We start from the raw sequence: 23,573 nt of genomic DNA, 5'->3' as shown, positions 1-23,573 counted from the left end.
AGGTGCCGGACGTGGACACCACACCCCAGGCGACTCGGGAGCGCGACCCCGAGGTCCCTCCCGAGACGCGCGCTGGCGGGAAACCGACGCCCGCCCGGCACAGCGGCCCCGGCGGCGGCCCGAGCGGGCCCCTCGGCTTCATCGTCGACCCCGCCCTCGACGCACAGCGCCGACGCGACCTTCGGCGGATGCGGCTCGTCGCCACCGGGCTCCTCGTGTTCGCTGCTGTCGTCTACGTCCTGACGCGGGGGCACGACGACGGCCTCCTCGGTTTCGTCAACGCCGGCGCCGAGGCCTCGATGGTCGGCGCCTGCGCCGACTGGTTCGCCGTCACCGCGATCTTCCGGCACCCGCTGGGCCTGCCCATCCCGCACACGGCACTCATCCCGCGCAAGAAGGAGATGATCGGGCGCAGCCTCGAGGAGTTCGTCAGCGAGAACTTCATGCGCGAGGACATCATCCGCGAGCGGGTGCTCGATGCGGAGCCCACGCGCCGTGCGGCCGAGTGGGCGCTCCACCCCGGTCACGCGAAGCGGCTCGTCGACGAGGTGGCCACGGTCACGGTCCACGCACTGCACCGCATCCCCGACGAGGACGTCCGCGCCGTCATCGAGCAGGCCCTGCTGCCGCGTCTCGCGCAGGAGCCGATCAGCTCGCTCGCCGGTGGGCTCCTCGACCAGGTGGTGCGCGACGAGGCGCACGTCGGCCTGGTCGACCTCGCGCTCGACGAGATCCGCATCTGGCTCGTGGACAACGAGGACGTCTTCGAGTCGCTCATCACGCAGCGCGCGCCGGCCTGGGTGCCCGACGCCATCAACGACATCGTGGCGCGCAAGGTCCACGTCGAGGCCCTCAAGTGGCTCGGCGACATCCGCAACGACCCCCGCCACGACGTGCGCCTCGCGCTCGACAAGCTGCTCATCGACCTCGCGGACGACCTGCAGCACGACCCCGTGACACAGGCCAAGGCGGAGCGCCTCAAGGAGCGGGTCCTGTCGCACCCGCAGGTGGCCGACACGGCGATGTCGCTGTGGGGCTCGTTCCGTGCCGTCGTCATCGCGGCGCTCGAGGACGAGGGCGGCCCCGTGCGCGTCCGCGCCGTCACGGAGGTGACGGCGCTCGCCGAGCGACTGCTCGCCGATGCCGCCCTGCGCGAGCGCATCGACGTCCGCATCTGCGACGCGACGATCTATGCGATCGACCGCTACGGCACGGAGCTGACCCGCATCATCAGCGACACCGTCGACCGCTGGGACGGCAAGGAGACCGCCGAGCGCGTCGAGCTGCAGGTGGGTCGGGACCTCCAGTTCATCCGGATCAACGGCACGCTCGTGGGTGGACTCATCGGCATGCTCATACACGCGGTCTCGATCGTGCTGCCCTCCTGAGGCAGGCCGACGATCGCGACGTGACCGGGCTCAGGCGCCGGTGTCGAGACGTTCGGTGACCTGGCGCAGCGTGCGGTGGAGGTCGACCAGCTCCCGCCGCGAGAGGCCGCTTCGGACCGCGATCTGGTGGGGCACGTCGCCCAGGGCGCCGATGCGGTCGCGTCCGGCGGCGGTCGCTGACACGAGGACCCGCCGCTCGTCCTCGGGGTCGCGAGTGCGCGCCACGAGCCCGGCCGCCTCCATCCGCTTGAGCAGCGGGGAGAGCGTCCCCGAGTCGAGGCGCATGAGCTCGCCGAGCCGGCTGACCGTGAGCGGCCCGTGCTCGGCGACGCCCATGAGCGCGATGTACTGGGGGTAGGAGAGGCCGTGCTCGGAGAGCAGCTCGCGGTAGACGGCGTCGAAGGCCCGCACGGTCGTGTGCATGGCGTAGCAGATCTGCTGCTCGAGACTGAGCGGGCTCGAGGCGGCCGAGGTCGAACTGGACGGGCTCATGACCCAAGCGTACTATCAAATTGCGCACAATCTAATTGTTGGCAATACAAGGAGCCTCGATGACCACCACCACCCAGACCGCCCAGTACGTCGCCTCGGCCACCGCCTCAGGACGTGAGGGCCGCGCCGTCACCTCCGACGGTGGCCTCGACGTCATGCTCGCCGCCCCGCGCGAGCTCGGCGGCAGCGGGGAGGGCACCAACCCCGAGCAGCTCTTCGCGGCCGGGTATGCCGCGTGCTTCGCGAGCGCCCTCGGGATCGTCGCGCGCAAGCGTCGGGTCGAGGACTTCGACGTCGCCGTGACCGCGGACGTCAGCCTCTCGGGATCGTCGACCACCGGCTTCGGCCTCGGGGTCGTGCTCCACGTCGAGCTGCCCGAGGGCATCGACCCGCAGCTCGGCCGTGAGCTCGTCGACACCGCGCACCAGGTGTGCCCCTACTCCAACGCCACGCGCGGCAACGTCCCCGTCGAGATCCTCGTCGACTGAGTGTCGGCACCTCACGCGGTCCCCGCCGCACCCCCCCGGAAACCCCTGCCCCCGAAGGAGACCCGATGACCACCACCCGTGAGGTCCAGCTCAAGAGCCGCCCCGTCGGCTGGCCCACCCACGACGACTTCGAGCTCGTCGAGAGCGCACCCGTCGACCTGGCCGACGGCCAGGTCCGCGTGCGCAACGAGGTCATGTCGGTCGACCCCTACATGCGGGGTCGCATGAGCGACGCCAAGTCGTATGCCGAGCCGTACGCGCTCGGCGAGGCCATGCACGGCGGCGCCGTGGGCGTGGTCACCGAGTCCAGGGCCGACGGTGTCGCCGTGGGCGACCACGTGCTGCACGGTCTGGGCTGGCGCGAGGAGGCCGTCGTCGACGCCTCCGGTGTCCGTGTCGTCGACACGTCGGTCGCCCCCGCGTCCGCCTACCTCGGCGTGCTCGGCATGACCGGCCTGACGGCATACGCCGGCCTGACCCGCGTCGCCGGGCTCAAGGAAGGTGACGTCGTGTTCGTGTCCGGCGCCGCCGGAGCCGTGGGCAGCGTCGTCGGCCAGGTGGCCAGGGCGCTCGGTGCGAGCCGCGTCATCGGCAGCGCGGGCTCCGACGAGAAGGTCCGCCACCTCATCGACGACCTGGGCTTCGACGCGGCGTTCAACTACAAGGACGGACGCGTCTCCGACCTGCTGCGCGAGGCCGCCCCGGACGGCATCGACGTCTACTTCGACAACGTCGGTGGCGACCACCTCGAGGCCGCGATCGGGTCGCTGCGACTCGGCGGACGCATCGCGGTCTGCGGCGCCATCTCGGTCTACAACAACACCGAGCCCGCCCCCGGCCCGCGCAACCTCGCGCGCCTGATCCAGACGCGAGGCACCATCACGGGCTTCCTCGTCGGCGACCACTGGGACCTCGCGGGCGAGTATGCCCAGCGGGCGTCCGGCTGGATCGCGGACGGCACGCTGACCTCCCGCGAGACCTTCGCTGACGGGATCGACCACGCGGTCGACGCCTTCCTCGGCGTCCTACGAGGCGAGAACGTCGGCAAGATGGTCGTCCGCCTCTGAGCCCCCCGACGAGGGCGGGTGAGGACAGCACGAGGGGGCGGGCGCCACGGCGCCCGCCCCCTCGTCGTGGTCCCGGCGGTCAGCCCCCGAGCAGCTCCTTGGCCTTGTCGGCCGGCAGCAGGTCATGGCGCAGCGGCTCGCGCACGAAGGACCCGGTGCCGTGCGACACGGACCGCAGGTCGATGGGGTAGCGCGACAGCTCGGACTGCGGCACCTCCGCGTGCACGACCGTCCAGCCGCCCTCGGGCCCCATCCCGTCGGCCGGCTCGGTGCCGAGCACCTGCCCCCGACGTCCGCGCAGGTCGGACATGACAGCACCGAGGTACTCGTCGGCGATGGTGATGTCGACGCGGTCGATCGGCTCGAGCAGCGCCATCGTCGAGGCGTTCGCGGCCTCCTTGAGGGCCAGCGCCGCCGCTGTCTGGAACGCGACGTCGGAGGAGTCGACCGAGTGCGACTTGCCGTCCGTGAGCGTGACGCGCACGTCGACGACCGGGTGGCCGGTGAGCAGTCCCTTCTCGAGCTGGAGCCGGGCACCCTTCTCGACGGACGGGATGAACTGGCGAGGCACCGAGCCGCCGACGACCTTGTCGACGAACTCGAAGCCCGACCCGCGGGGGAGTGGCTCGATCTCGATCGAGCACACGGCATACTGCCCGTGGCCGCCCGACTGCTTGACGTGTCGACCCTGCACCGAGCAGCGCCGGACGAACGTCTCGCGCAGCGAGGTGCGGTAGGGCTCCGCCGTCACGGTGACGCCGTAGCGCTCGGCGAGCTGGCCGATGAGGTCGTCGACGTGGGCCTGGCCCATGGTCCAGAGCACCACCTGGTCGGTCTCGTGGGAGTGCTCCATGCGCATCGTCACGTCCTCGGCGACGAGGCGCTGCAGGGCGCCGCCGAGCTTGTCGTCGTCGGACTTCGTCGCGGCCCGGATCGCGACCGGCAGCTGCGGCTCGGGCAGCAGCCAGGGCGCGACGACGGCGGGACGGTCGACCGAGGAGAGGGTGTCGGAGGTCTCGGCCCGGGTCAGCTTGGTCACGAGTACCAGGTCACCGGCGATGGCGGTGCCCCGGGGACGGTGCGTCTCGACGAAGGGCGACGCGAGCGGCCCGACGCGCTCGTCGTCGTCGTGCGCCGGGTGCCCGGCGACCTCGTGCCCGACGAAGTCGCCGAGGTGTCCGGACACGTGCACGGTCTCGTCGACCCGGAGCGTCCCGGAGAAGACGCGCACGAGGGACAGGCGGCCGACGTAGGGGTCGGTCGTCGTGCGGACGACCTCGGCCACGAGCGGCTGGGACGGGTCGCACGCGACGCCATTGACGGCCCCGCCGACGGGCGAGGCGATGGCCGGGAGCGGGTGCACGGTCGGGTCGGGGAACGCCTGCTCGACCATCGCGAGCAGCTCCTCGACCCCGGCGCCGGTGAGCGGGGACACCGGGACGATGGGGAAGAAGGTGCCCTGCGCGATCGCGGTGCGCAGGTCGCCGAGCAGCGACTCGGTGTCGATCGTCTCGCCCTCGAGGTAGCGGTCGAGCAGGGTCGCGTCCTCGGACTCCTCGATGACGGACTCGATGAGGGCGGAGCGGGCGTCCTCGTGCTCCTCGGACGTCTCGCCGGTGAGGAGGCCGACGACGCCGGTGACGGAGCCGTTCTCGACGACCGGCCAGTGCGTGGCCCGGGCGTCACCGAACGTGCGGCGACACGTCTCGACGGTCGCCCCGAAGTCGGCGCGCGGCTGGTCGAGGTGGGTCACGACGACGGCGCGGGGCATGCCGACCGCCGCGCACTCGCGCCAGAGCAGCGAGACGGGCCGGTCGATGTCGTCGGCGCCCGAGACGACGAAGACGGCGGCGTCGGCGGCCCGCAGGCCGGCACGGAGGTCGCCGACGAAGTCGGGGTAGCCGGGCGTGTCGAGGAGGTTGAGGGTGACCGGGCCGGAGTCGAAGGACGCGGCCGTGAGGGTCGTCGTGCGCACGTGGTCGCCGGTGCTGGTGCGCTGACCGGGGACGCGCGCTGCGACGAGCGCCTCGAAGAGTGCGGTCTTTCCGGCCCCGCCGGGTCCGACCAGCACGACGTTGCGGATGTCCTGCGGCGAGGCGGGGTTGGGGGCCGCAGGAAGATCTGATCTGCCGGGCGTCTTTGCCATGCCCCCACCCTTCACCTGTCTCCCAACGCTCACAAGACCCCGGACGTATGCCGCCTGCCACGCCCCCGGTCGAGCCGACAAACCCGCGTGCGCACCGTCGGTGGGGGATGACAGGCTGGCGCCATGGATCTGGGGGCCTACCGGCCGGTGCTGGCCAACCGGGACACGCGCACCGCGCTGCTGCTCGGCTTCCTCATCCGCGTCCCCATGTGGGCGGGCGGCGTGATCCTCACCCTCCACGTCGTGTCCACGCTCGGGCGCAGCTACGGCGCGGCCGGCCTGGTCACGGCGGCGTCGACCGTCGCCGTCGCCGTCTCGGGCCCGTGGCGCGGCCGGCTGCTCGACCGCATCGGCCTGCGCCGCACGGTCGGCCCCTCGCTCGTCGTGCAGGTCGTGTGCTGGTCGATCGCCCCCTGGGTGGGCTATGCACCGCTCATCGGGTTCGCGGCGCTCGCAGGGCTCTTCGTCGTCCCGACCTTCTCGATCCTGCGGCAGGTCATCATCCGCTCGGTGCCGAGCGAGCAGCGCCGCACGGCCCTCTCCCTCGACTCGTCGGCGACCGAGCTGTCGTTCATGGCCGGTCCCGCCATCGGCGTGTGGCTCGCGACGTCATGGGACACGGCCTGGGCCCTGCTCGTGTGCGAGCTCACCTCCGTCGCAGCGGGATTCGTGCTGTGGGTCGTCAACCCCAGGCTGACGTCGGACCCCGGCGAGGGTGACTCCAATGGAGAGTCGGCGGGCGATCCGGTCGCCGGCGACGAGCACGGTGAGGCCGCCCGGGCCGAGGCGATCGCGGCGCCGGCCGTCCCGGGCGACGCCGCACCCAGCCGTGCGATCCGCGGCTTCATCACCGTCCCCGTCGCGGCCGTCTACCTCGCCGCCGCCTGCTCGACGCTCGTCCTCAGCGGCACCGACGTGTCCATCGTCGCCGCCCTGCGGTCCTTCGAGGCCACCGGCTCGATCGGGTGGGTCCTCGCGCTCTGGGGTGCCGGGTCGCTCGTCGGCGGCATCGTCTACGGCGCCTGGCACCGCTCCTTCTCGGTGTTCTGGCTGCTCGGCGGCCTCGCGGCCACCACGGCCCCCGTCGCGCTCGCGGTCGGTGTGCCCAGCTTCGCCGTTCTCGTCACCGTCTCCGGCTTCCTCTGCGCCCCGACCATCACGGCCACGGTCGAGCAGCTGAGCCGTCACGTGCCCGAGCGGTTCCGCGGCGAGATGATGGGGTGGCACGGCTCGGCCATGACTGCGGGCTCGGCCGTCGGTGCCCCCGTGGCCGGGTTCGCGATCGACCAGGGCGGCTGGCAGTGGGGGTTCATCGTCGTGTCGGCCCTCGGGGTCCTCGTCGCCGCCGCCGGGCTCGTCGGCTCGCGCACGAGCCGGAGGGCGACCGCCCGGGCGGCCGCCACCGATTCGGAGCACGGCGTCGCGGCTGCTAGCATGGAGCACTGACCAGCCGTCACCCATGCTTCCGCTCCGGCGGAGGCGGTGACGACGTGCAAGAGAAGCTCGCTTCCACCCGCGTCGACCTCACGGTCGCCGGGTCAAGGTCTGCTCGACCGGGTGCCGTCCGCGGCGCACGCGTCGAGCCGTGTGACGCGACGGCGACCGTCCGGCATACGCGACCCTTGGGCTCCTCGTGCACACACGGGGAGCCCTTTTCTCGTTGTGGTCGCAGCAGGACAGGCACCACCCCGTCTGGTCACACCATTCATCGAACTTAGGAGCACCACATCAGCGAGCCTCGCATCAACGAGCGCATCCGGGTCCCGGAAGTGCGCTTGGTTGGCCCCAACGGCGAGCAGGTCGGCATCGTCCGCGTCGAGGACGCGCTGCGTCTGGCCGAGGAGGCGAACCTCGACCTCGTCGAGGTGGCCCCCATGGCCAAGCCGCCGGTCGCCAAGCTCATGGACTTCGGCAAGTTCAAGTACGAAGCCGCCATGAAGGCACGGGAAGCGCGCAAGAACCAGGTCAACACGGTCATCAAGGAGATCAAGCTCCGTCCGAAGATCGACCCGCACGACTACGGCACCAAGAAGGGCCACGTCGAGCGGTTCCTCAAGGCGGGTGACAAGGTCAAGGTGACGATCATGTTCCGCGGTCGCGAACAGTCGCGACCCGAGCTCGGCCGCCGTCTGCTCGAGCGCCTCGCCGAGGACATCGCCGAGCTCGGCTTCGTCGAGTCGGCCCCGAAGCAGGACGGCCGCAACATGATCATGGTGATCGGCCCGACCAAGAAGAAGGCGGAGGCCAAGGCCGAGCAGCGTCGCTCCCGCGAGCAGCACGACCAGCGCCCTGCTGCCGAGCAGGCCGCGTCCGGCGAGCAGCCGGAGGCCCAGGCCCCGCAGACCGACGAGGCCACCGCCGCCGCCGAGTGATCGGCGGGCGGTGACCCGCCGGAGGCGAGAGCCCCCGGCACGACACACCACGTGCGTCCACTGACGCACGCAACACGAAGGAGATCGGCCCCCATGCCGAAGATGAAGACGCACAGCGGTGCGAAGAAGCGTTTCCGCCTCACGGGCACCGGCAAGGTCATGCGCGAGCAGGCCGGCGGTCGCCACCTGCTCGAGCACAAGTCGAGCAAGAAGATGCGTTCCATCGCGAACGACGTCGAGCTCGCCAAGCCGGACGCCAAGAAGGCCAAGAAGCTCCTCGGCAAGTGAGCCGGGACCCCCACCCATCAGCGATTCGCTGAGCAGCCGGGTCTCCGGTAAGCCAGCAGCAGCAGCAGCAAGCACTGCGCCAAGCAGAGAAGGAGTATTCACGTGGCACGCGTGAAGCGGGCGGTCAACGCCCAGAAGAAGCGTCGAGTCGTTCTCGAGCGCGCCAGCGGCTACCGCGGACAGCGGTCGCGCCTCTACCGCAAGGCCAAGGAGCAGGTGACCCACTCGCTGGGTTACGCCTACCGTGACCGTCGCGCCAGGAAGGGTGACTTCCGTCGCCTCTGGATCCAGCGCATCAACGCTGCGGCCCGCGCCAACGGCATGACCTACAACCGGTTCATGCAGGGCCTCAAGGCCGCCGGTGTCGAGGTCGACCGCAAGATCCTCGCGGACCTCGCCGTCAACGACGCGCCGGCCTTCGTCGCGCTCGTGGAGCTCTCCCGCGCCAACGTCCCGGCCGCTGTCAACGCAGCCGAGGCGAAGGTCGCCGGCGACGCCGCCTGAGCGACGTCGTCCGACGACACACACGCATCTCGAGCGCCGGGACGCCCCCGTGCTGACCAACCCCCGATCCGATCGGGTCAAGGCGGTACGGGCGCTGTCCCGGCGCTCGGTGCGTTCGCGCACGGGTGAGTTCCTCGCCGAGGGTCCCCAGGCGGTCCGCGAGGCGGTCGCGTTCCGGCCAGAGCTCGTCCGCGACGTCTACGTCACGCCCGAGGCTGCCGACCGTCATCCCGCCATCGTCGAGTCGGCCCGCGGCGCGCAGCTGTGGGTGCACGAGGTGACGCCCGAGGTCCTCGCCGCGATGTGTGACACGGAGTCCCCGCAGGGGATCGCTGCCGTGTGCCGGGTCCTCGACGTGCCGCTGCAGGACGTCCTCGCGGACCTTCCGCCCGACGCGCTCGTGTGTGTCCTGACGAACGTCCGCGACCCCGGGAACGCCGGCACGGTGATCCGGGGTGCCGACGCGGCCGGGGCTGACGCCGTCATCGTCAGCGACGCGAGCGTCGACGTCTACAACAGCAAGGTCGTCCGGTCGACCGTCGGCTCGCTCTGGCACCTGCCGGTGAGCCTCGGTGCATCCGTCCCCGAGATCCTCGAGGCGCTGCGCCAGCACGGGGTGAGGCTGCTGGCCGCCGACGGCGCGGGGACGACGCTGCTCCACGACGCCGACCTGACCGGTGCGCACGCGTGGGTCATGGGCAACGAGGCATGGGGTCTCCCGCAGGAGGTGCGCGACGCCTGTGACGACGTCGTCCGTGTGCCCATCCACGGTCATGCGGAGTCGCTCAACCTCGCCATGGCCGCTACGATCTGTCTCTACGCCTCCGCCGAGTCACGCCGCACGAGCCGCTGACCGAGCCCTCCTCCCGTGCCCGTGACTATCCTCGGGCCATGACCTCCGTCGACGGGCTCGGTGCGCAGCTGCCCGGATCGGCGTCCGCGATGGCACCGGTCGCCATGATGGGAGAGCTGCTCCCCGACGGGCTCGTCGTGGTCGGCGGCGACCAGCGCATCCGGTTCGCCAACGCCGAGGCGCTCCGCATCCTCGACTGCGACCACGACGACGTCGTCGGCCGCACGCTGCACGAGGGCCTGCCCTTCACCGACAAGTACGGCCGGGACTGGTGGGCGCACACGGACCCCTGGAACGGCCTGGCGACCCGCGCCGGCCACAAGGAGAAGCTCCTCGTCGCGCCGAAGGGCCAGGACGTCCTCGTCACCGCGCGCTACGTGCGGTCCGAGCCGGGCGGCCCCGTCGAACGGGTCATGCTCGGGCTGCGTGACGCCGAGGCGCGGCAGCGTGCCGAGCGCGACCAGGCGACGGTCCTGTCGACCGTGGCGCACGAGCTGCGCGCCCCCCTCACGTCGGTGACCGGCTTCACGAGCAGCCTCCTGCGTCGCTGGGACCGCTTCACCGACGAGCAGAAGCGCCTCATGATCGAGACGATCGAGGCCGACGCGACCCGCCTGACGCGCCTGATCACCGAGCTGCTCGACATCTCGCGCCTCGACTCCGACAGCCTCAACCTGAGGCGGGGACCCGTCGACCTGCACGCGCTGCTCACGATGCACGTCGTTCGCTACGAGCTCGGGCGCTCGTCCGGGGTCGTCCAGCTCGGACTCGGTGAGGCCGCCCGCGCCGACGGGCTGCCGGAGATGTGGGCCGACACCGACCGGCTCGAGCAGATCTTCTTCAACCTCATCGAGAACGGCCTGCTGCACGGCGCCGGCAAGGTCACGGTGACCCTGGACCGTGGTGGCGCGCTCGGTGAGGCACCAGAGTCGGTGGTCGTCGAGGTCGACGACGAGGGGGACGGCATACCCCCGTCCGACCGCGAGAAGATCTTCGGTCGCTTCTGGCACGGCCCCTCCAACGCGAGCACCGGGCTCGGCCTCTACGTCGTCCGGGGCCTGGTCGAGGCCCACGGCGGCTCGGTCCTCGTGGGCGACAACGACGCAGGCGGCGCTCGCTTCGTCGTGACACTGCCGGCGGGCCTGCCCGACGTCGTCGGCAGCTGACCCTCCGCTGGGCGGATGGCCCGGGAAACCGGCTCGACGCCGCCCCTAGACTGGGCACCCGCACGAACAGCCACCCGTGAACCCGAGCGAGAGCAGTGAACGCACGCCGATGTCCGGACCCAACACGAACTACGACCCGGTCGAGGTCTCCGCGCTCGACCCGGCGAACGTCGACGCAGCGGTGCAGGACGCCATCTCCGCGATCACCGCGGCGTCGTCCCTCGACGACCTCAAGGCCGCGCGCATCGCGCACCAGGGGGAGAAGAGCCCGCTGGCTCTGGCCAACCGCGAGATCGGCGCGCTGCCGCCGAGCGCCAAGGCCGAGGCCGGCAAGCGCGTCGGCCAGGCCCGCGGCCGGGTCGGCCAGGCCCTCGCTGCCCGGCAGGCCGAGCTCGAGGCCGAGCGCGACGAGCGCATCCTCGTCGACGAGCGCGTCGACGTCACCGTCCCGGCCCTGCGTCGTGAGCCGGGCTCCCGCCACCCGATCGATCTCGTCGCCCAGCGCCTCGTCGACGCCTTCGTCGGCATGGGCTGGGAGGTCGCCGAGGGGCCGGAGCTCGAGAGCGAGTGGCTCAACTTCGACGCCCTCAACCTCGGCCCCGACCACCCCGCCCGGCAGATGCAGGACACCTTCTTCCTCGACCCGGTCGACTCCGGACTCGTGCTGCGCACGCAGACGTCACCCGTCCAGATCCGGACCATGCTCGAGAAGGAGCCGCCGATCTACGTCGTGGCTCCCGGCAAGGTGTTCCGCACCGACGACCTCGACGCGACGCACACGCCGGTCTTCCACCAGATCGAGTGCCTCGCCATCGACAAGGGCCTGACGATGGCCCACCTGCGCGGCGCGCTCGACGCGTTCGTGCGCATCATGTTCGGCGAGGAGACGCGCACCCGCGTCCGCGCGAACTACTTCCCGTTCACCGAGCCGAGCATGGAGACCGACTTCCTCTGCTTCGCCTGCCACGGCGAGGAGACCTGGGGCAGCGCCGAGCCGTGCCGCACGTGCGGCGGTTCGGGCTGGATCGAGCTCGGCGGCTCCGGCATGGTCAACCGCAAGGTGCTGCGCACGTGCGGGATCGACCCCGACGTCTACTCCGGCTTCGCGTTCGGGCTCGGGATCGAGCGGGCGCTCCAGCTGCGCCACGGGGTGCAGGGGATGCACGACATCGTCGAGGGCGACGTCCGCTTCTCGCAGCAGTTCGGGATGGGGGTCTGACATGCGTATGCCGCTCAGCTGGCTCGCCGAGTACACCGACCTCGCGCCCGGGGTCCGGGGTGCCGACGTGGCCGCCAGCCTCGTCCGCGTGGGTCTCGAGGAGGAGGACCTCCACGGTGGCGACATCACGGGTCCGCTCGTCGTCGGCCGGGTCCTGTCGTTCGAGCTCGAGCCGCAGAAGAACGGCAAGACGATCCGCTGGTGCACCGTCGACGTGGGCCGGAACGGCCAGATGCTGGCCGAGGGCAAGCACCAGGAGATCGTCTGCGGTGCCCACAACTTCGAGGTCGGCGACCTCGTGGTCTGCGTGCTGCCCGGTGCCGTGCTGCCCGGGGGCTTCGAGATCGCCGCGCGCAAGACGTACGGCCACGTCTCCAACGGCATGATCTGCGCCGAGGACGAGATCGGCCTCGGTCATGACCACGAGGGCATCATCGTGCTCAGCCGTCTGCTCGGTGAGGAGAAGGCGGCGACCCTCCAGCCGGGCGACGACGCCATCGCGCTCCTCGGCCTCGGCGAGGAGACCGTCGAGACCAACGTGACACCCGACCGGGGCTACTGCTTCTCGGTCCGCGGCCTGGCTCGCGAGTACTGGCACGCGCAGGGCAGCCCCGAGGGCGGCTACCGCGACCCGGCCGACGTGGCGACGCCTCGGCACGGGGCCGGCGGCTACGCCGTGGAGCTCAAGGACGACTCGCCGATCGACGGCAACGAGGGGTGTGACCGCTACGTCGCCCGGATCGTGCGGGGCATCGACCCGACGCGGCCGTCGCCGGCGTGGATGGGCAAGCGCCTGACCCAGATGGGCATGCGTCCCATCTCGCTTGCCGTCGACGTCACCAACTACGTCATGCTCGCCGTCGGGCAGCCGCTCCACGCCTTCGACGTCGACACGCTCTCCGGCTCGATCGTCGTGCGCCGTGCCCGCGCCGGCGAGACGCTGACGACCCTCGACGACGTCGAGCGCACGCTGTCGCCGGAGGACCTGCTCATCACCGACGGCGGCGAGCAGGCGTTGGCGATCGCCGGGGTCATGGGTGGCGCCTCCTCGGAGGTGTCCGACACGACGACCGACGTGCTCATCGAGGCCGCCCACTTCGACCCCACGACCGTGGCCCGCTCGTCCCGGCGCCACCGCCTCATCACCGAGGCGTCCAAGCGCTTCGAGCGTGGCGTCGATCCCCGGGTGACCGCCGCAGCGGCGCAGCTCGCCGTCGACCTGCTCGTCGAGCACGGTGGGGGCACCGTCGACGACGCCGTCACCGACGTCGACCGCACGACGGACCGGACGGCATACCTCCTCGACGTCACGGAGCCCGCGCGCATCGTGGGCGTCGACTACCCGCGCGAGCGGGTCGTGGGCATCCTGCGCGACCTCGGCTGCGTCGTCGAGGAGTCCGGCGAGGGCACCGACGAGACCCACGTCCTCGTGACGCCTCCGTCGTGGCGACCCGACCTGGTCGACGCCCCCGACTACGCGGAGGAGGTCGCCCGGATCGACGGCTACAACAACATCCCGTCGATCACCCCGACGCCGAGCGACGGCCGTGGGCTGACCCATGGCCAGAAGGCCCGCCGGGTCGTCGCGGACGCGCTGGCCGGTGCCGGTCTCACGGAGGTCCTCAGCTACCCGTTCGTGTCCGAGGAGCTCGCCGACCAGCTGATGCTGGCGGCCGACGACGACCGCCGCCACGCCGTCCGGCTCGCCAACCCGCTGTCGGAGGAGCGGCCGCTCCTGCGCACGTCGATCCTCGCGAGCCTCGTGGACACGCTGCGGCGCAACGTCGCGCGCGGCCGCAAGGACGTCGCGATCTACGAGCTCGGTCTCGTCTTCCGTCCGGGCGGCGCCGTCGGCACCGCACCGGTCCCCGGCGTCGCCACCCGTCCCGACGCCGAGACGCTCGAAGAGCTGTATGCCGCCGTCCCCGCCCAGCCGCGTCGTGCGGGCATGCTCGCGACGGGGCAGGCGGAGCAGGCCGGGTGGTGGGGCCCCGGCCGCGCCGCCGACTGGAGCGACATGGTCGCCGCGGTGCAGACCGTCGCGGCCGCGCTCGCGGTGCCGGTGGTCGTCGCGAACGACCCCGGACACGCTCCGTGGCACCCCGGCCGCTGCGCACGCATCTCCCTCGCCGACGGCACGCTCGTGGGCCACGCGGGCGAGCTGCACCCCAAGGTGGTCGCGGCGCTCGACCTGCCCGCCCGCACCGTGGCCGCCGAGTTCGATGTCGACGTGCTCGTCGTGGCCAGCGCCGAGCCGGTCCAGGCCCGTCCGTTCTCGACGTTCCCGCCGGCGATGACCGACATCGCCCTGCTCGTGGCGTCCGACGTCGCGGCGGCCGACGTGGAGGCCGCCCTGCGCTCCGGCGCGGGGGACTGGCTCGAGTCGGTCGTGCTCTTCGACGTCTACGAGGGCGAGCGCATCGAGTCCGACCACCGGTCCCTCGCCTACCGCCTCACCTTCCGGGCGCCCGACCGGACCCTGACGACCGACGAGGTCAACGGCTTCCGCGACGCGGCGGTCGCGTCGGCGACGTCGGCGACGGGGGCCGTGCAGCGCTGAGACCCTGAATGCACGAATATGCATGAGCGTGTATAGTCATGCATCGTGATCAGGGCAGCAGTAGCGGGGGCGAGCGGCTACGCCGGAGGAGAGATCCTCCGGCTGCTGCTCGCCCATCCGCAGTTCGAGGTCGGCGCCGTCACGGCGGCCAGCAGTGCGGGTGAACGACTCGGGGGCGTCCACCCGCACCTGGTCCCCCTCGCGGACCGCGTGCTCGAGGCGACCAGCCTCGAGACGCTGTCCGGCCATGACGTCGTCTTCCTCGCGCTGCCGCACGGCCACTCGGGGGCCCTCGCCGCCCAGCTGCCCGACTCGGTCGTCGTGATCGACTGCGGGGCGGACTTCCGCCTCGAGTCCGAGACGGCCTGGACGAGCTTCTACGACACCGCGTATGCCGGGTCGTGGCCCTACGGGCTCCCCGAGCTCCCCGGGCCGGCGGGCACCGTGCAGCGCGACCGCCTCGCCGGCAAGAGCCGTATCGCCGTGCCGGGCTGCTACCCGACCGGCATCTCCCTCGCGCTGGCCCCGGGCTTCGCCGCGGGTCTGCTCGAGGCAGACGACGTCGTCGTCGTCGCGGCGTCCGGCACGTCCGGCGCGGGCAGGTCGCTCAAGCCGCACCTGCTCGGCAGCGAGGTCATGGGCTCCATGTCGCCCTACGGGGTCGGCGGCGTGCACCGACACACCCCGGAGATCGAGCAGAACCTGTCCCGCGCGGCCGGCGAGCCCGTCACCGTCTCGTTCACCCCGACGCTCGCGCCGATGCCGCGCGGCATCCTCGCGACCTGCACGGCGCGCCTCCGGCCCGGTGTCGACCCTGCCGCCGTGCGAGCGGCCTGGGAGTCTGCCTACGCCGACGAGCCCTTCGTCCACCTCCTGCCGGAGGGCTCGTGGCCCGCCACGGCCTCGGTCGTGGGCAGCAACCACGTCCAGCTGCAGGTGGCCGTCGACGAGCGGCTCGGTCGGGTCGTCGTCGTCTCGGCCATCGACAACCTCACCAAGGGCACCGCCGGCGCCGCCGTCCAGTGCGCCAACCTCGCCCTGGGTCTCGAGGAGACCCTCGGCCTCCCGATCGCAGGAGTCGCACCGTGAGTGGCACCCCGTCCGTCCGGCTTCCCGCGGGCTTCCGCGCCGCCGGCGTCACCGCCGGGCTCAAGGCGAGCGGCACACCCGACCTCGCGCTGGTCGTCAACGACGGTCCCGACCACCACGCCGCGGCCGTCTTCACGAGCAACCGCGTCGAGGCGGCGCCCGTCACGTGGTCGCGCCAGGTGGTCGTCGACGGGCGGGTCGACGCCGTCGTCCTCAACTCCGGGGGCGCCAACGCGTGCACCGGCGCCCAGGGCTTCCTCGACACCCATCGCACCGCCGAACACGTCGCGACGACGCTCGGCATCTCGGCGGGTGACGTCGTCGTGTGCTCGACCGGGCTCATTGGCGAGCTGCTCCCGATGGACAAGGTCACGGGCGGCGTCGACGCCGCGGTCACCGCCCTGTCGCCGGAGGGCCACGAGGCGGCCGCCGTCGCGATCAAGACGACCGACACCGTGCACAAGGTGTCGACCCACCTCGGCGCTGGCTGGTCGGTGTCCGGCATGGCCAAGGGCGCGGGGATGCTGGCGCCGGCGCTCGCGACGATGCTCGTCGTCGTCACGACCGACGCCGTCGTCGACCCCGACGAGCTCGACGCCGCCCTACGCGCCGCGACGGCCGTTTCGTTCGACCGCATCGACTCCGACGCCTGCATGTCGACCAACGACACCGTCGTCGTGCTCGCGTCGGGCGCGTCGGGCGTGGTCGTCGACGAGAGCGACCTCACCGACGGCCTGACCGCCGTCTGCTCCGACCTCGCCCGTCAGCTCATCGCCGACGCCGAGGGTGCGGCACACGACATCGCCATCGAGGTCGTCGGCGCGGCGAGCGTGGACGACGCGCTGGAGGTGGCGCGGTCGGTGGCGCGCAACAACCTCTTCAAGTGCGCCGTCTTCGGCAACGACCCCAACTGGGGACGCGTGCTCGCGGCCGTCGGCACGACGAAGGCCGTGTTCGACCCGGCGACGCTCGACGTGACGATGAACGGCGTCCAGGTGTGCCGGGCCGGTGGGGTCGGCGAGGACCGCACCCTCGTCGACCTCGCCCCGCGTGAGGTGCATGTCGTCGTCGACCTGCACGCAGGCCCGGAGGCCGCCACGATCTGGACCAACGACCTGACCCACGACTACGTCCACGAGAACTCGGCCTACAGCACATGAGCAGCGTCAGCACCCGTCCCGACCCGCCCGCCGACCTGCGTGGCCTCATCGACGCCGCCGCGATCCGGGTGGCCGCGGGCAAGGCCGCCACCCTCGTCGAGGCGCTGCCGTGGCTCGAGCGCTTCCGCGGCGCCCTCGTCGTCGTCAAGTACGGCGGCAACGCCATGGTCGACGACGAGCTCAAGGCCGCCTTCGCCGAGGACATCGCCTTCCTCCGGTACGCCGGCCTGCGCCCCGTCGTCGTCCACGGCGGGGGTCCGCAGATCAAGGCGATGCTCGAGAGGGTCGGGCTCGAGAGCGAGTTCAAGGGCGGTCTGCGCGTCACGACGCCCGAGGTCATGGACGTCGTGCGGATGGTCCTGACGGGCCAGGTCGGACGCGAGCTCGTCGGCCTGCTCAACCAGCACGGACCGATCGCCGTGGGACTCTCGGGCGAGGACGCCGCCCTGCTCGGCGCGCGCCGTCGCGGCACCGTCGTCGACGGCGAGGAGGTCGACCTCGGCCTCGTCGGTGACGTCGAGTCGGTCAACCCGTCGGCGATCATCGACATCCTCGACGCCGGTCGCGTGCCTGTCGTCTCCACCGTCGCACCCGATCTCGACGTCGACGGCCAGGTGCTCAACGTCAACGCCGACACGGCGGCCGCCGCGATCGCCGTGGCCCTCGGCGCCGAGAAGCTCGTCGTCCTCACCGACGTCGAGGGCATCTACGCCGACTGGCCCGACCGCGGCTCGCTGCTCTCGACCATCACCGTCAGCGCCGCGCGAGAGCTGCTCTCGCGCGTCGACCACGGGATGGTGCCCAAGCTCGAGGCCTGCATCCGCGCGGTCGAGGGGGGCGTGCCGCAGACGCACGTCGTCGACGGCCGGAAGCCGCACTCGATCCTGCTCGAGATCTTCACCGACGAGGGGATCGGCACCATGGTCCTGCCCGACATCACGGGTTCCGAGCCCACGAGGCCACGTGCGTCCGCGACACCTGACGCACCTGATGCATCCGATGCGCCCAGCACCGTCGGCACGACCGAGGAGGAGTCATGACCGCAGGGAGCGACCTGCTCGGCCGTTATGCCGGCTCGATGGTGCAGGTCTTCGGCACGCCCCAGCTCGTCCTCGCCTCGGGTGACGGCTGCTGGGTCACCGACGTCGACGGCAAGCGCTACCTCGACCTGCTCTCCGGCATCGCCGTCAACGCCCTCGGGCACGGGCACCCGGCGCTCGTGCAGGCCGTGACGAAGCAGGCCGAGTCGGCCATCCACGTGTCCAACTTCTTCACGTCCGAGCCGGCCATCGCCCTCGCCGAGCGCATCCTCGCCGTCGCCGACGCCCCCGAGGGGTCGGGCGTCTTCTTCGCCAACTCCGGCACCGAGGCAACCGAGGCCGCGATCAAGCTCTCCCGACGAACGGGTCGCACCCGGATCATCGCGCTCGAGGGGTCCTTCCACGGCCGGTCGACGGGGGCCCTCGCCCTGACCCACAAGGCGGCCTACCGCGAGCCGTTCGAGCCGCTCATCCCCGAGGTCGTCTTCGTCCCGCCCGGTGACGCCGAGGCGTTGACAGCGGCCGTCGACGACGCGACGGCGGCGGTCTTCCTCGAGCCGGTCCAGGGTGAGGCCGGCGTGCGCGAGCTGTCGGTCGACTACCTACGTCTCGCCCGCGAGCTGACGTCCGTCCACGGCGCCCTGCTCGTCGTCGACGAGATCCAGACCGGCATCGGTCGCACCGGCGACTGGTTCGCGCACCAGGCGTCGGGCATCGTCCCGGATGCCATGACGCTGGCCAAGGGCCTCGGCGGCGGCGTCCCGATCGGCGCGCTCGTCACGTTCGGCCCCGACGTCACCGCGCTCCTCACCACGGGCCAGCACGGCACGACCTTCGGCGGCAACCCGCTCGCATGCGCGGCGGGTCTCGCGGTCCTCGACACCATCGAGCGTGACCACCTGCTCGAGCACGTCCGGCGCGTCGCCGCGCTGCTCGACGACGTCCGGATCGAGGGCGTGGCGGGCACGCGCGGACGGGGCCTGCTCCGCGCGATCGAGCTGGACGGCATACCGTCGGCCGCCGTCATGGTGGCCGCCCGCGACGCGGGCTTCATCGTCAACGCGGTGACCCCGACCGCCCTGCGTCTGGCGCCCCCGCTCGTCATCTCCGAGGAGCAGCTGCAGGGCTTCCTCGACGCCCTTCCGTCGATCCTCGAGGCGGCCCGTGCTGCGGGGGAGGCGGCGCCGTGAGCCGCACCCACCGCCAGCGCCGCATCGTCGAGCTGCTCGGCGCGCACGAGGTGCACAGCCAGGGCGAGCTGTCCGACCTGCTCGTCGCCGAGGGCACCGAGGTGACCCAGGCGACCCTGTCACGCGACCTCGTCGAGCTCGGCGCCGTCAAGGTCCGTCGCGGCCGCTCGCTCGTGTATGCCGTCCCGGGGGAGGGCGGCGAGGTCGCCGCCGTCGGGTCCATCGGCGACGCCGCCTCGGCCCGCCTGCGACGCACGTGCGAAGAGCTGCTCGTATCGGCCGCGGCCGCCGTCAACCTCGTCGTGCTGCGCACCCCGCCGGGCGCGGCCAACTACCTCGCCTCGGCCATCGACCAGACCCGAGACCCCGAGGTGGTCGGCACCATCGCCGGAGACGACACGATCCTGCTCGTCACCGGGAGCGTCGAGCAGGCTGCCGCGGTGGCCGAACGCCTCCAGTCGCTCGCAGGCACGCGAGACTGAGCACCGCCCGGCGCCTCGTCGACGACCGACATCCACCAAGCCCGACCCCACGAGGAGACCACGCGATGACCGACCCCACCCGCACGAGCGCCACCGACGGCACGGAGGGCGCGCAGGGCACCCCGGCCGCCCGCGTGAGCCTGTGGGGCGGACGCTTCGCCGGCGGTCCCGACCAGGCGCTGGCGGCCCTGTCGAAGAGCACCCACTTCGACTGGCGCCTCGCCCCGCACGACATCGCGGGGTCGCGCGCCCACGCCCGCGTGCTCCACTCCGCGGGGCTGCTCTCCGACGAGCACCTGGCGCAGATGCTCTCGGGCCTGGACCGGCTCGAGGCCGACGTCCTCTCCGGCGCCTTCCTGCCCGCCGAGGACGACGAGGACGTCCACACCGCGCTCGAGCGCGGCCTCATCGAGTGCGTGGGCACCGACGTCGGCGGCCGACTGCGCGCCGGCCGGTCCCGCAACGACCAGGTGGCGACCCTCTTCCGCATGTACCTGCGCGAGCACGCGCGCGTCGTCGGAGGCCTCGTGCTCGACGTCGTCGACGCCCTCGTGGCGCAGGCCGACCGGCACCTCGGCGTCGCGATGCCCGGGCGCACGCACCTGCAGCACGCCCAGCCCGTGCTCCTGTCCCACCACCTGCTCGCCCACGCCTGGGCGCTGCTGCGCGACGTCGACCGGCTGCGCGACTGGGACGTCCGGGCCGATGCCTCGCCCTACGGCTCCGGCGCCCTCGCCGGCTCCTCCCTCGGACTCGACCCGGAGGCCGTGGCCCACGACCTCGGGTTCGCCCACGCGGTCGAGAACTCGATCGACGGCACTGCCTCACGCGACTTCGTGGCCGAGTTCTCGTTCGTGTCGGCCATGACGGCCGTTGACATCTCCCGGCTCGCCGAGGAGGTCGTCCTGTGGGCCACGAAGGAGTTCTCGTTCGTCACGCTGCACGACTCGTACTCGACCGGGTCGAGCATCATGCCGCAGAAGAAGAACCCGGACGTCGCCGAGCTCGCGCGCGGCAAGGCCGGTCGCCTCGTGGGAGACCTCGCGGGGCTGCTGACGACGCTCAAGGCGCTGCCGCTCGCCTACAACCGGGACCTGCAGGAGGACAAGGAGCCGGTCTTCGACGCGGTCGACACGCTCGAGGTCCTCCTGCCCGCCTTCTCGGGGATGGTCGACACCTTGACGTTCAACACCGAGCGGCTCGAGTCGCTCGCGCCGCAGGGTTTCGCGCTGGCCACCGACATCGCCGAGTGGCTCGTGCGGCAGGGGGTCCCGTTCCGCGTGGCCCACGAGGTCGCCGGCGCCTGCGTGCGCGAGTGCGAGCCGCGCGGTATCGAGCTGTGGGACCTCAGCGACGAGGACTTCGCCCGGATCAGCGAGCACCTGACGCCCGAGGTGCGCTCGGTGCTGTCCGTCGAGGGGTCGCTCGCGTCGCGGGACGCCCTCGGTGGCACCGCCCCGGTCCGCGTCACCGAGCAGCTCGCCGCGGCTCGCGACCGTCTCGCCGACGCGCGCGTGTGGGCGTCGGCCGGCGTCTGACCCTGCCGTTACGGTGTCGAGGGTGAGCCTCGACGACACCCGACTGCCTCGCGAGTTCTTCGCGCGACCGTCGGTGGAGGTGGCCCCCGACCTGCTCGGCCGGCACCTGTCGTTCGGTGGCGTCGTGCTGCGCCTGACCGAGCTCGAGGCGTATGCCGGTGAGCTCGACCCCGGGTCGCACGCCTACCGGGGCGAGACGCCGCGCACGCGGCCGATGTTCGGGCCTCCCGGGTTCACCTACGTGTACTTCACCTACGGCCACCACTGGTGCGTCAACCTCGTGGTGGGCGAGGAGGGGGCGGCCTCGGCGGTGCTCGTGCGGGCCGGTGAGGTGGTGGCCGGCCACGACCTCGTCCGGGCGCGACGGGGGCCGGTGCGTGAGCGCGACTGGGCGCGTGGACCGGGCCGGCTCGGCCAGGCGCTCGCGATGACCAAGGAGCACACCGGGCTCGACTTCTGCCGCCCGCCGGTGGGGGAGCCCATCGACCTCGTCGTCTCCGAGGGAGACCCGGTCCGTCGCGCCCGGGTCGGGGTCGGCCCACGCGTCGGCGTCAGTGGTCCCGGAGGCGACGGCACGGCATACCCCTGGCGCTTCTGGGTCGACGGTGACCCGAGCGTGTCCGCATACCGCGCCGGTGTCGTGCGGCGTCGAGCCTGACGCCCGGCATGCGGGACCGGGCGGTACTCGGTGGCTTGCGCGCGGCGGCATACGGCAGGCTGTGTGCGGGGTGGGCAGGGAGCCCACCGGAACGAGAGGACACCGATACCCGTGACGGACATCTTCGACGAGCTGCAGTGGCGCGGCCTGGTGGCACAGACCACCGACGAGGCGGCGCTGCGCGAAGCACTCGCTGAGGGACCCCTCACGTTGTATTGCGGGTTCGACCCGAGCGCGCCCTCGCTCCACTTCGGGAACTTCGTCCAGCTGTCCGTCATGCGCCGGATGCAGGCTGCGGGCCACCGGGTCATCTGCCTCGTCGGCGGGTCGACCGGACTCATCGGCGACCCCAAGCCCGACGCGGAGCGCGTCCTGCAGGACAAGGACACCATCGCGGCAGCGGTGAGCCGCATCCAGCAGCTCGTCGGGCCACTGCTCGACTTCGAGGGCGAGAACGCGGCGATGCTCGTCAACAACCTCGACTGGACGGCGCCGTTGAGCGCCCTCGACTTCCTGCGCGACGTCGGCCGGCACTTCCGCGTCAACCAGATGATCCGCAAGGAGGCGGTGGCGCGGCGGCTCGAGAGCGACCAGGGGATCTCCTACACCGAGTTCAGCTACCAGATGCTCCAGGCGCTCGACTACCTCGAGCTCTACCGGAGCCGCGGGTGCACCCTGCAGATCGGCGGCAGCGACCAGTGGGGCAACATCACGGCGGGCGTCGATCTCGTGCACCGCGCCGAGGGACGGTCGGTGCACGCGCTCGCGACGCCGCTGCTCGTCGACTCGACGGGGCGCAAGTTCGGCAAGTCGGAGGGCAACGCCGTGTGGCTGAGCGCCGACATGACGAGCCCGTACGTCTTCTACCAGTACTTCCTCAACGTGGAGGACGCCTCGGTCATCAGCATGCTCAAGGCCCTGTCCGACCGGTCCCGTGAGGAGATCCACGAGCTGGAGCGGCAGGTGGCCGAGGAGCCGTTCCGCCGGGCCGCCCAGAAGGCGCTCGCTGCCGACGTCACCACCCTCGTGCACGGTCCCGACGCGACGGCCGCGGTCCAGGCCGCCTCCGAGGCGCTGTTCGGCAAGGGCGACCTCGCCGGTCTCGACGTCTCGACGTTGAGGGACGCCACGGCCGAGCTGCCGGGTGCACCGGTGTCGGTCGGGACGTCGGTCGTCGATGCACTCGTCGCGGTCGGGCTCGTCGACTCCCGCAACGGCGCGAGGCGGGCTATCGGCGACGGCGGTGCCTCGCTCAACAACGTCAGGCTGACCGATCCGGAGCAGGTGCTGGGGGAGGGCGACTTCCTGCACGGGACGGTCGCCGTCATCAAGCGGGGCCGCCGCAACCTGGCAGCGGCGCGACGCGCCTGAGCGGAGCGTGGATCGGGCTCGAATCGGGGCTCGGATCGGGCTGAGGACGGCCTTCCATGGGGCCTCGGAGGGGCGGATCCTGTTGGCAGACAACGGGATCCGCCCCTCCGGCGTCCTTCCGGCGTCATCCGCGAGAGTGGATTTGTGTTTCTCCGGAAGGCCGGGTTAATGTTCTCTTCGTCAGCCCGACAGGGAGGAACGGACACCACCGCAGAGCGAGCGATCGCGACGCGAAGTAGGCCGGTCCCGGGGCTGAGAGAAGGTCCGAAGCACTCGAGTCGATCGGGTAGGATTCGGAAGGTCCGGAGCGGCTCTCGAGTGATCGAGACGCTGCGGATCCCGTCCGAAGCACTCTGGTTGATCCGGTAGGCTTTGGGGGTAGTGCCGCTGATTCCAAGCGGGTTGGGCCTGGTCGTCCTGAAGGGCGGTTCGCGGGTTTGACTCCCAAGCTTGAGGCGGGTAAGTTTGAAGGGTTGCCCCGGAGGCTGGCTCGTTGAGCTGG

21 protein-coding genes are annotated in these 23,573 nt (G+C 71.9%); 19 read left to right on the top strand and 2 right to left on the bottom strand.

All coding sequences use genetic code 11. The features are described from left to right. Nucleotides 1–11: 11 nt before the first annotated feature. Nucleotides 12–1,388 carry a DUF445 domain-containing protein gene (locus tag ASD90_RS16540; protein WP_082588835.1) on the top strand — a complete coding sequence of 459 codons (1,377 nt, stop codon included), beginning with the start codon at nucleotides 12–14 and terminating at the stop codon, nucleotides 1,386–1,388. Nucleotides 1,389–1,418: 30 nt separating this feature from the next. On the opposite strand, the gene ASD90_RS16535 is transcribed toward ASD90_RS16540, so the two are convergent. Next, entirely contained in the window at nucleotides 1,419–1,880 is a 462-nt protein-coding gene (locus tag ASD90_RS16535; protein ID WP_056759040.1) for a MarR family winged helix-turn-helix transcriptional regulator, read from the bottom strand. A 59-nt stretch (nucleotides 1,881–1,939) separates the two neighbouring features. On the opposite strand from ASD90_RS16535, the gene ASD90_RS16530 reads away from it, so the two are divergent. Both ASD90_RS16530 and ASD90_RS16525 read left to right on the top strand, forming a co-directional pair. Further along, nucleotides 1,940–2,368: an organic hydroperoxide resistance protein gene (locus ASD90_RS16530; protein ID WP_056759038.1), complete on the top strand. Its 429-nt coding sequence runs from the start codon at nucleotides 1,940–1,942 to the stop codon at nucleotides 2,366–2,368. Nucleotides 2,369–2,433: 65 nt separating this feature from the next. After that, the gene (locus tag ASD90_RS16525) at nucleotides 2,434–3,435 is read left to right on the top strand and encodes an NADP-dependent oxidoreductase (RefSeq protein WP_056759036.1); all 1,002 of its coding nucleotides are present in this window, start codon (nucleotides 2,434–2,436) and stop codon (nucleotides 3,433–3,435) included. A gap of 79 nt (nucleotides 3,436–3,514) precedes the next feature. On the opposite strand, the gene ASD90_RS16520 is transcribed toward ASD90_RS16525, so the two are convergent. Further along, the gene (locus ASD90_RS16520) at nucleotides 3,515–5,581 is read right to left on the bottom strand and encodes an elongation factor G-like protein EF-G2 (protein ID WP_056759032.1); all 2,067 of its coding nucleotides are present in this window, start codon (nucleotides 5,579–5,581) and stop codon (nucleotides 3,515–3,517) included. Nucleotides 5,582–5,704: 123 nt separating this feature from the next. On the opposite strand from ASD90_RS16520, the gene ASD90_RS16515 reads away from it, so the two are divergent. From ASD90_RS16515 to tyrS, 16 genes are all read left to right on the top strand, one after another. After that, nucleotides 5,705–7,027, top strand: coding sequence for an MFS transporter (locus tag ASD90_RS16515; RefSeq protein WP_056759030.1), 1,323 nt, complete (start codon nucleotides 5,705–5,707; stop codon nucleotides 7,025–7,027). A 329-nt stretch (nucleotides 7,028–7,356) separates the two neighbouring features. Then, nucleotides 7,357–7,953, top strand: coding sequence for a translation initiation factor IF-3 (gene infC / locus ASD90_RS16510; RefSeq protein ID WP_235506721.1), 597 nt, complete (start codon nucleotides 7,357–7,359; stop codon nucleotides 7,951–7,953). Between the two features lie 93 nt (nucleotides 7,954–8,046). Beyond that, nucleotides 8,047–8,241 (top strand): 50S ribosomal protein L35, encoded by a 195-nt coding sequence (gene rpmI, locus ASD90_RS16505; protein ID WP_020144695.1) that lies wholly within the window; start codon nucleotides 8,047–8,049, stop codon nucleotides 8,239–8,241. A gap of 102 nt (nucleotides 8,242–8,343) precedes the next feature. Continuing rightward, complete coding sequence (gene rplT, locus ASD90_RS16500; RefSeq protein ID WP_056759027.1) at nucleotides 8,344–8,745, top strand: 50S ribosomal protein L20; 402 nt, start codon at nucleotides 8,344–8,346, stop codon at nucleotides 8,743–8,745. A gap of 49 nt (nucleotides 8,746–8,794) precedes the next feature. Further along, complete coding sequence (locus ASD90_RS16495; protein WP_056759025.1) at nucleotides 8,795–9,598, top strand: RNA methyltransferase; 804 nt, start codon at nucleotides 8,795–8,797, stop codon at nucleotides 9,596–9,598. Between the two features lie 38 nt (nucleotides 9,599–9,636). Continuing rightward, nucleotides 9,637–10,764: an ATP-binding protein gene (locus ASD90_RS16490; RefSeq protein WP_056759022.1), complete on the top strand. Its 1,128-nt coding sequence runs from the start codon at nucleotides 9,637–9,639 to the stop codon at nucleotides 10,762–10,764. A gap of 109 nt (nucleotides 10,765–10,873) precedes the next feature. Continuing rightward, a complete protein-coding gene (pheS, locus tag ASD90_RS16485; protein ID WP_056759595.1) occupies nucleotides 10,874–11,983 on the top strand; it encodes a phenylalanine--tRNA ligase subunit alpha in 1,110 nt (369 codons plus the stop codon). A 1-nt stretch (nucleotide 11,984) separates the two neighbouring features. Next, complete coding sequence (pheT, locus tag ASD90_RS16480) at nucleotides 11,985–14,543, top strand: phenylalanine--tRNA ligase subunit beta (RefSeq protein WP_056759020.1); 2,559 nt, start codon at nucleotides 11,985–11,987, stop codon at nucleotides 14,541–14,543. Between the two features lie 45 nt (nucleotides 14,544–14,588). Next, nucleotides 14,589–15,632, top strand: coding sequence for an N-acetyl-gamma-glutamyl-phosphate reductase (gene argC / locus ASD90_RS16475; RefSeq protein WP_200958645.1), 1,044 nt, complete (start codon nucleotides 14,589–14,591; stop codon nucleotides 15,630–15,632). Then, nucleotides 15,629–16,792: a bifunctional glutamate N-acetyltransferase/amino-acid acetyltransferase ArgJ gene (argJ, locus tag ASD90_RS16470; protein ID WP_056759017.1), complete on the top strand. Its 1,164-nt coding sequence runs from the start codon at nucleotides 15,629–15,631 to the stop codon at nucleotides 16,790–16,792. Before argC ends, argJ begins: the two co-directional genes overlap by 4 nt. Continuing rightward, on the top strand, nucleotides 16,789–17,832 hold the full coding sequence (gene argB / locus ASD90_RS16465) for an acetylglutamate kinase (protein ID WP_056759015.1): 1,044 nt from the start codon (nucleotides 16,789–16,791) through the stop codon (nucleotides 17,830–17,832). The genes argJ and argB overlap by 4 nt, the downstream gene beginning before the upstream one ends. After that, complete coding sequence (locus tag ASD90_RS16460) at nucleotides 17,829–19,022, top strand: acetylornithine transaminase (RefSeq protein ID WP_056759013.1); 1,194 nt, start codon at nucleotides 17,829–17,831, stop codon at nucleotides 19,020–19,022. The genes argB and ASD90_RS16460 overlap by 4 nt, the downstream gene beginning before the upstream one ends. Then, on the top strand, nucleotides 19,019–19,504 hold the full coding sequence (gene argR, locus ASD90_RS16455; RefSeq protein ID WP_056759011.1) for an arginine repressor: 486 nt from the start codon (nucleotides 19,019–19,021) through the stop codon (nucleotides 19,502–19,504). The genes ASD90_RS16460 and argR overlap by 4 nt, the downstream gene beginning before the upstream one ends. A gap of 65 nt (nucleotides 19,505–19,569) precedes the next feature. Continuing rightward, nucleotides 19,570–21,042, top strand: a complete 1,473-nt coding sequence (argH, locus tag ASD90_RS16450) for an argininosuccinate lyase (RefSeq protein WP_056759008.1) — start codon at nucleotides 19,570–19,572, stop codon at nucleotides 21,040–21,042. 22 nt (nucleotides 21,043–21,064) lie between these two features. Then, on the top strand, nucleotides 21,065–21,700 hold the full coding sequence (locus tag ASD90_RS16445; RefSeq protein ID WP_056759006.1) for a DNA-3-methyladenine glycosylase: 636 nt from the start codon (nucleotides 21,065–21,067) through the stop codon (nucleotides 21,698–21,700). A 111-nt stretch (nucleotides 21,701–21,811) separates the two neighbouring features. Further along, on the top strand, nucleotides 21,812–23,071 hold the full coding sequence (gene tyrS / locus ASD90_RS16440; protein WP_056759004.1) for a tyrosine--tRNA ligase: 1,260 nt from the start codon (nucleotides 21,812–21,814) through the stop codon (nucleotides 23,069–23,071). The last annotated feature ends 502 nt before the right edge of the window (nucleotides 23,072–23,573 follow it).

Source organism: Terrabacter sp. Root181, assembly GCF_001428505.1.
Lineage (GTDB): Bacteria > Actinomycetota > Actinomycetes > Actinomycetales > Dermatophilaceae > Terrabacter.
Note: the sequence above shows the minus strand (reverse complement) of the source record. Positions and strands in the feature narration are given on the sequence as shown.

Excerpts from the sequence above, each read along its gene's own strand:
- ASD90_RS16525 (WP_056759036.1), top strand. The coding sequence starts at position 2,434 with ATGACCACCACCCGTGAGGTCCAGCTCAAGAGCCGCCCCGTCGGCTGG.
- argB (WP_056759015.1), top strand. The coding sequence starts at position 16,789 with ATGAGCAGCGTCAGCACCCGTCCCGACCCGCCCGCCGACCTGCGTGGC.
- rpmI (WP_020144695.1), top strand. The coding sequence starts at position 8,047 with ATGCCGAAGATGAAGACGCACAGCGGTGCGAAGAAGCGTTTCCGCCTC.
- ASD90_RS16490 (WP_056759022.1), top strand. The coding sequence starts at position 9,637 with ATGACCTCCGTCGACGGGCTCGGTGCGCAGCTGCCCGGATCGGCGTCC.
- ASD90_RS16530 (WP_056759038.1), top strand. The coding sequence starts at position 1,940 with ATGACCACCACCACCCAGACCGCCCAGTACGTCGCCTCGGCCACCGCC.
- ASD90_RS16515 (WP_056759030.1), top strand. The coding sequence starts at position 5,705 with ATGGATCTGGGGGCCTACCGGCCGGTGCTGGCCAACCGGGACACGCGC.
- pheT (WP_056759020.1), top strand. The coding sequence starts at position 11,985 with ATGCGTATGCCGCTCAGCTGGCTCGCCGAGTACACCGACCTCGCGCCC.
- pheS (WP_056759595.1), top strand. The coding sequence starts at position 10,874 with ATGTCCGGACCCAACACGAACTACGACCCGGTCGAGGTCTCCGCGCTC.
- argH (WP_056759008.1), top strand. The coding sequence starts at position 19,570 with ATGACCGACCCCACCCGCACGAGCGCCACCGACGGCACGGAGGGCGCG.
- ASD90_RS16520 (WP_056759032.1), bottom strand. The coding sequence starts at position 5,581 with ATGGCAAAGACGCCCGGCAGATCAGATCTTCCTGCGGCCCCCAACCCC.
- ASD90_RS16535 (WP_056759040.1), bottom strand. The coding sequence starts at position 1,880 with ATGAGCCCGTCCAGTTCGACCTCGGCCGCCTCGAGCCCGCTCAGTCTC.
- ASD90_RS16460 (WP_056759013.1), top strand. The coding sequence starts at position 17,829 with ATGACCGCAGGGAGCGACCTGCTCGGCCGTTATGCCGGCTCGATGGTG.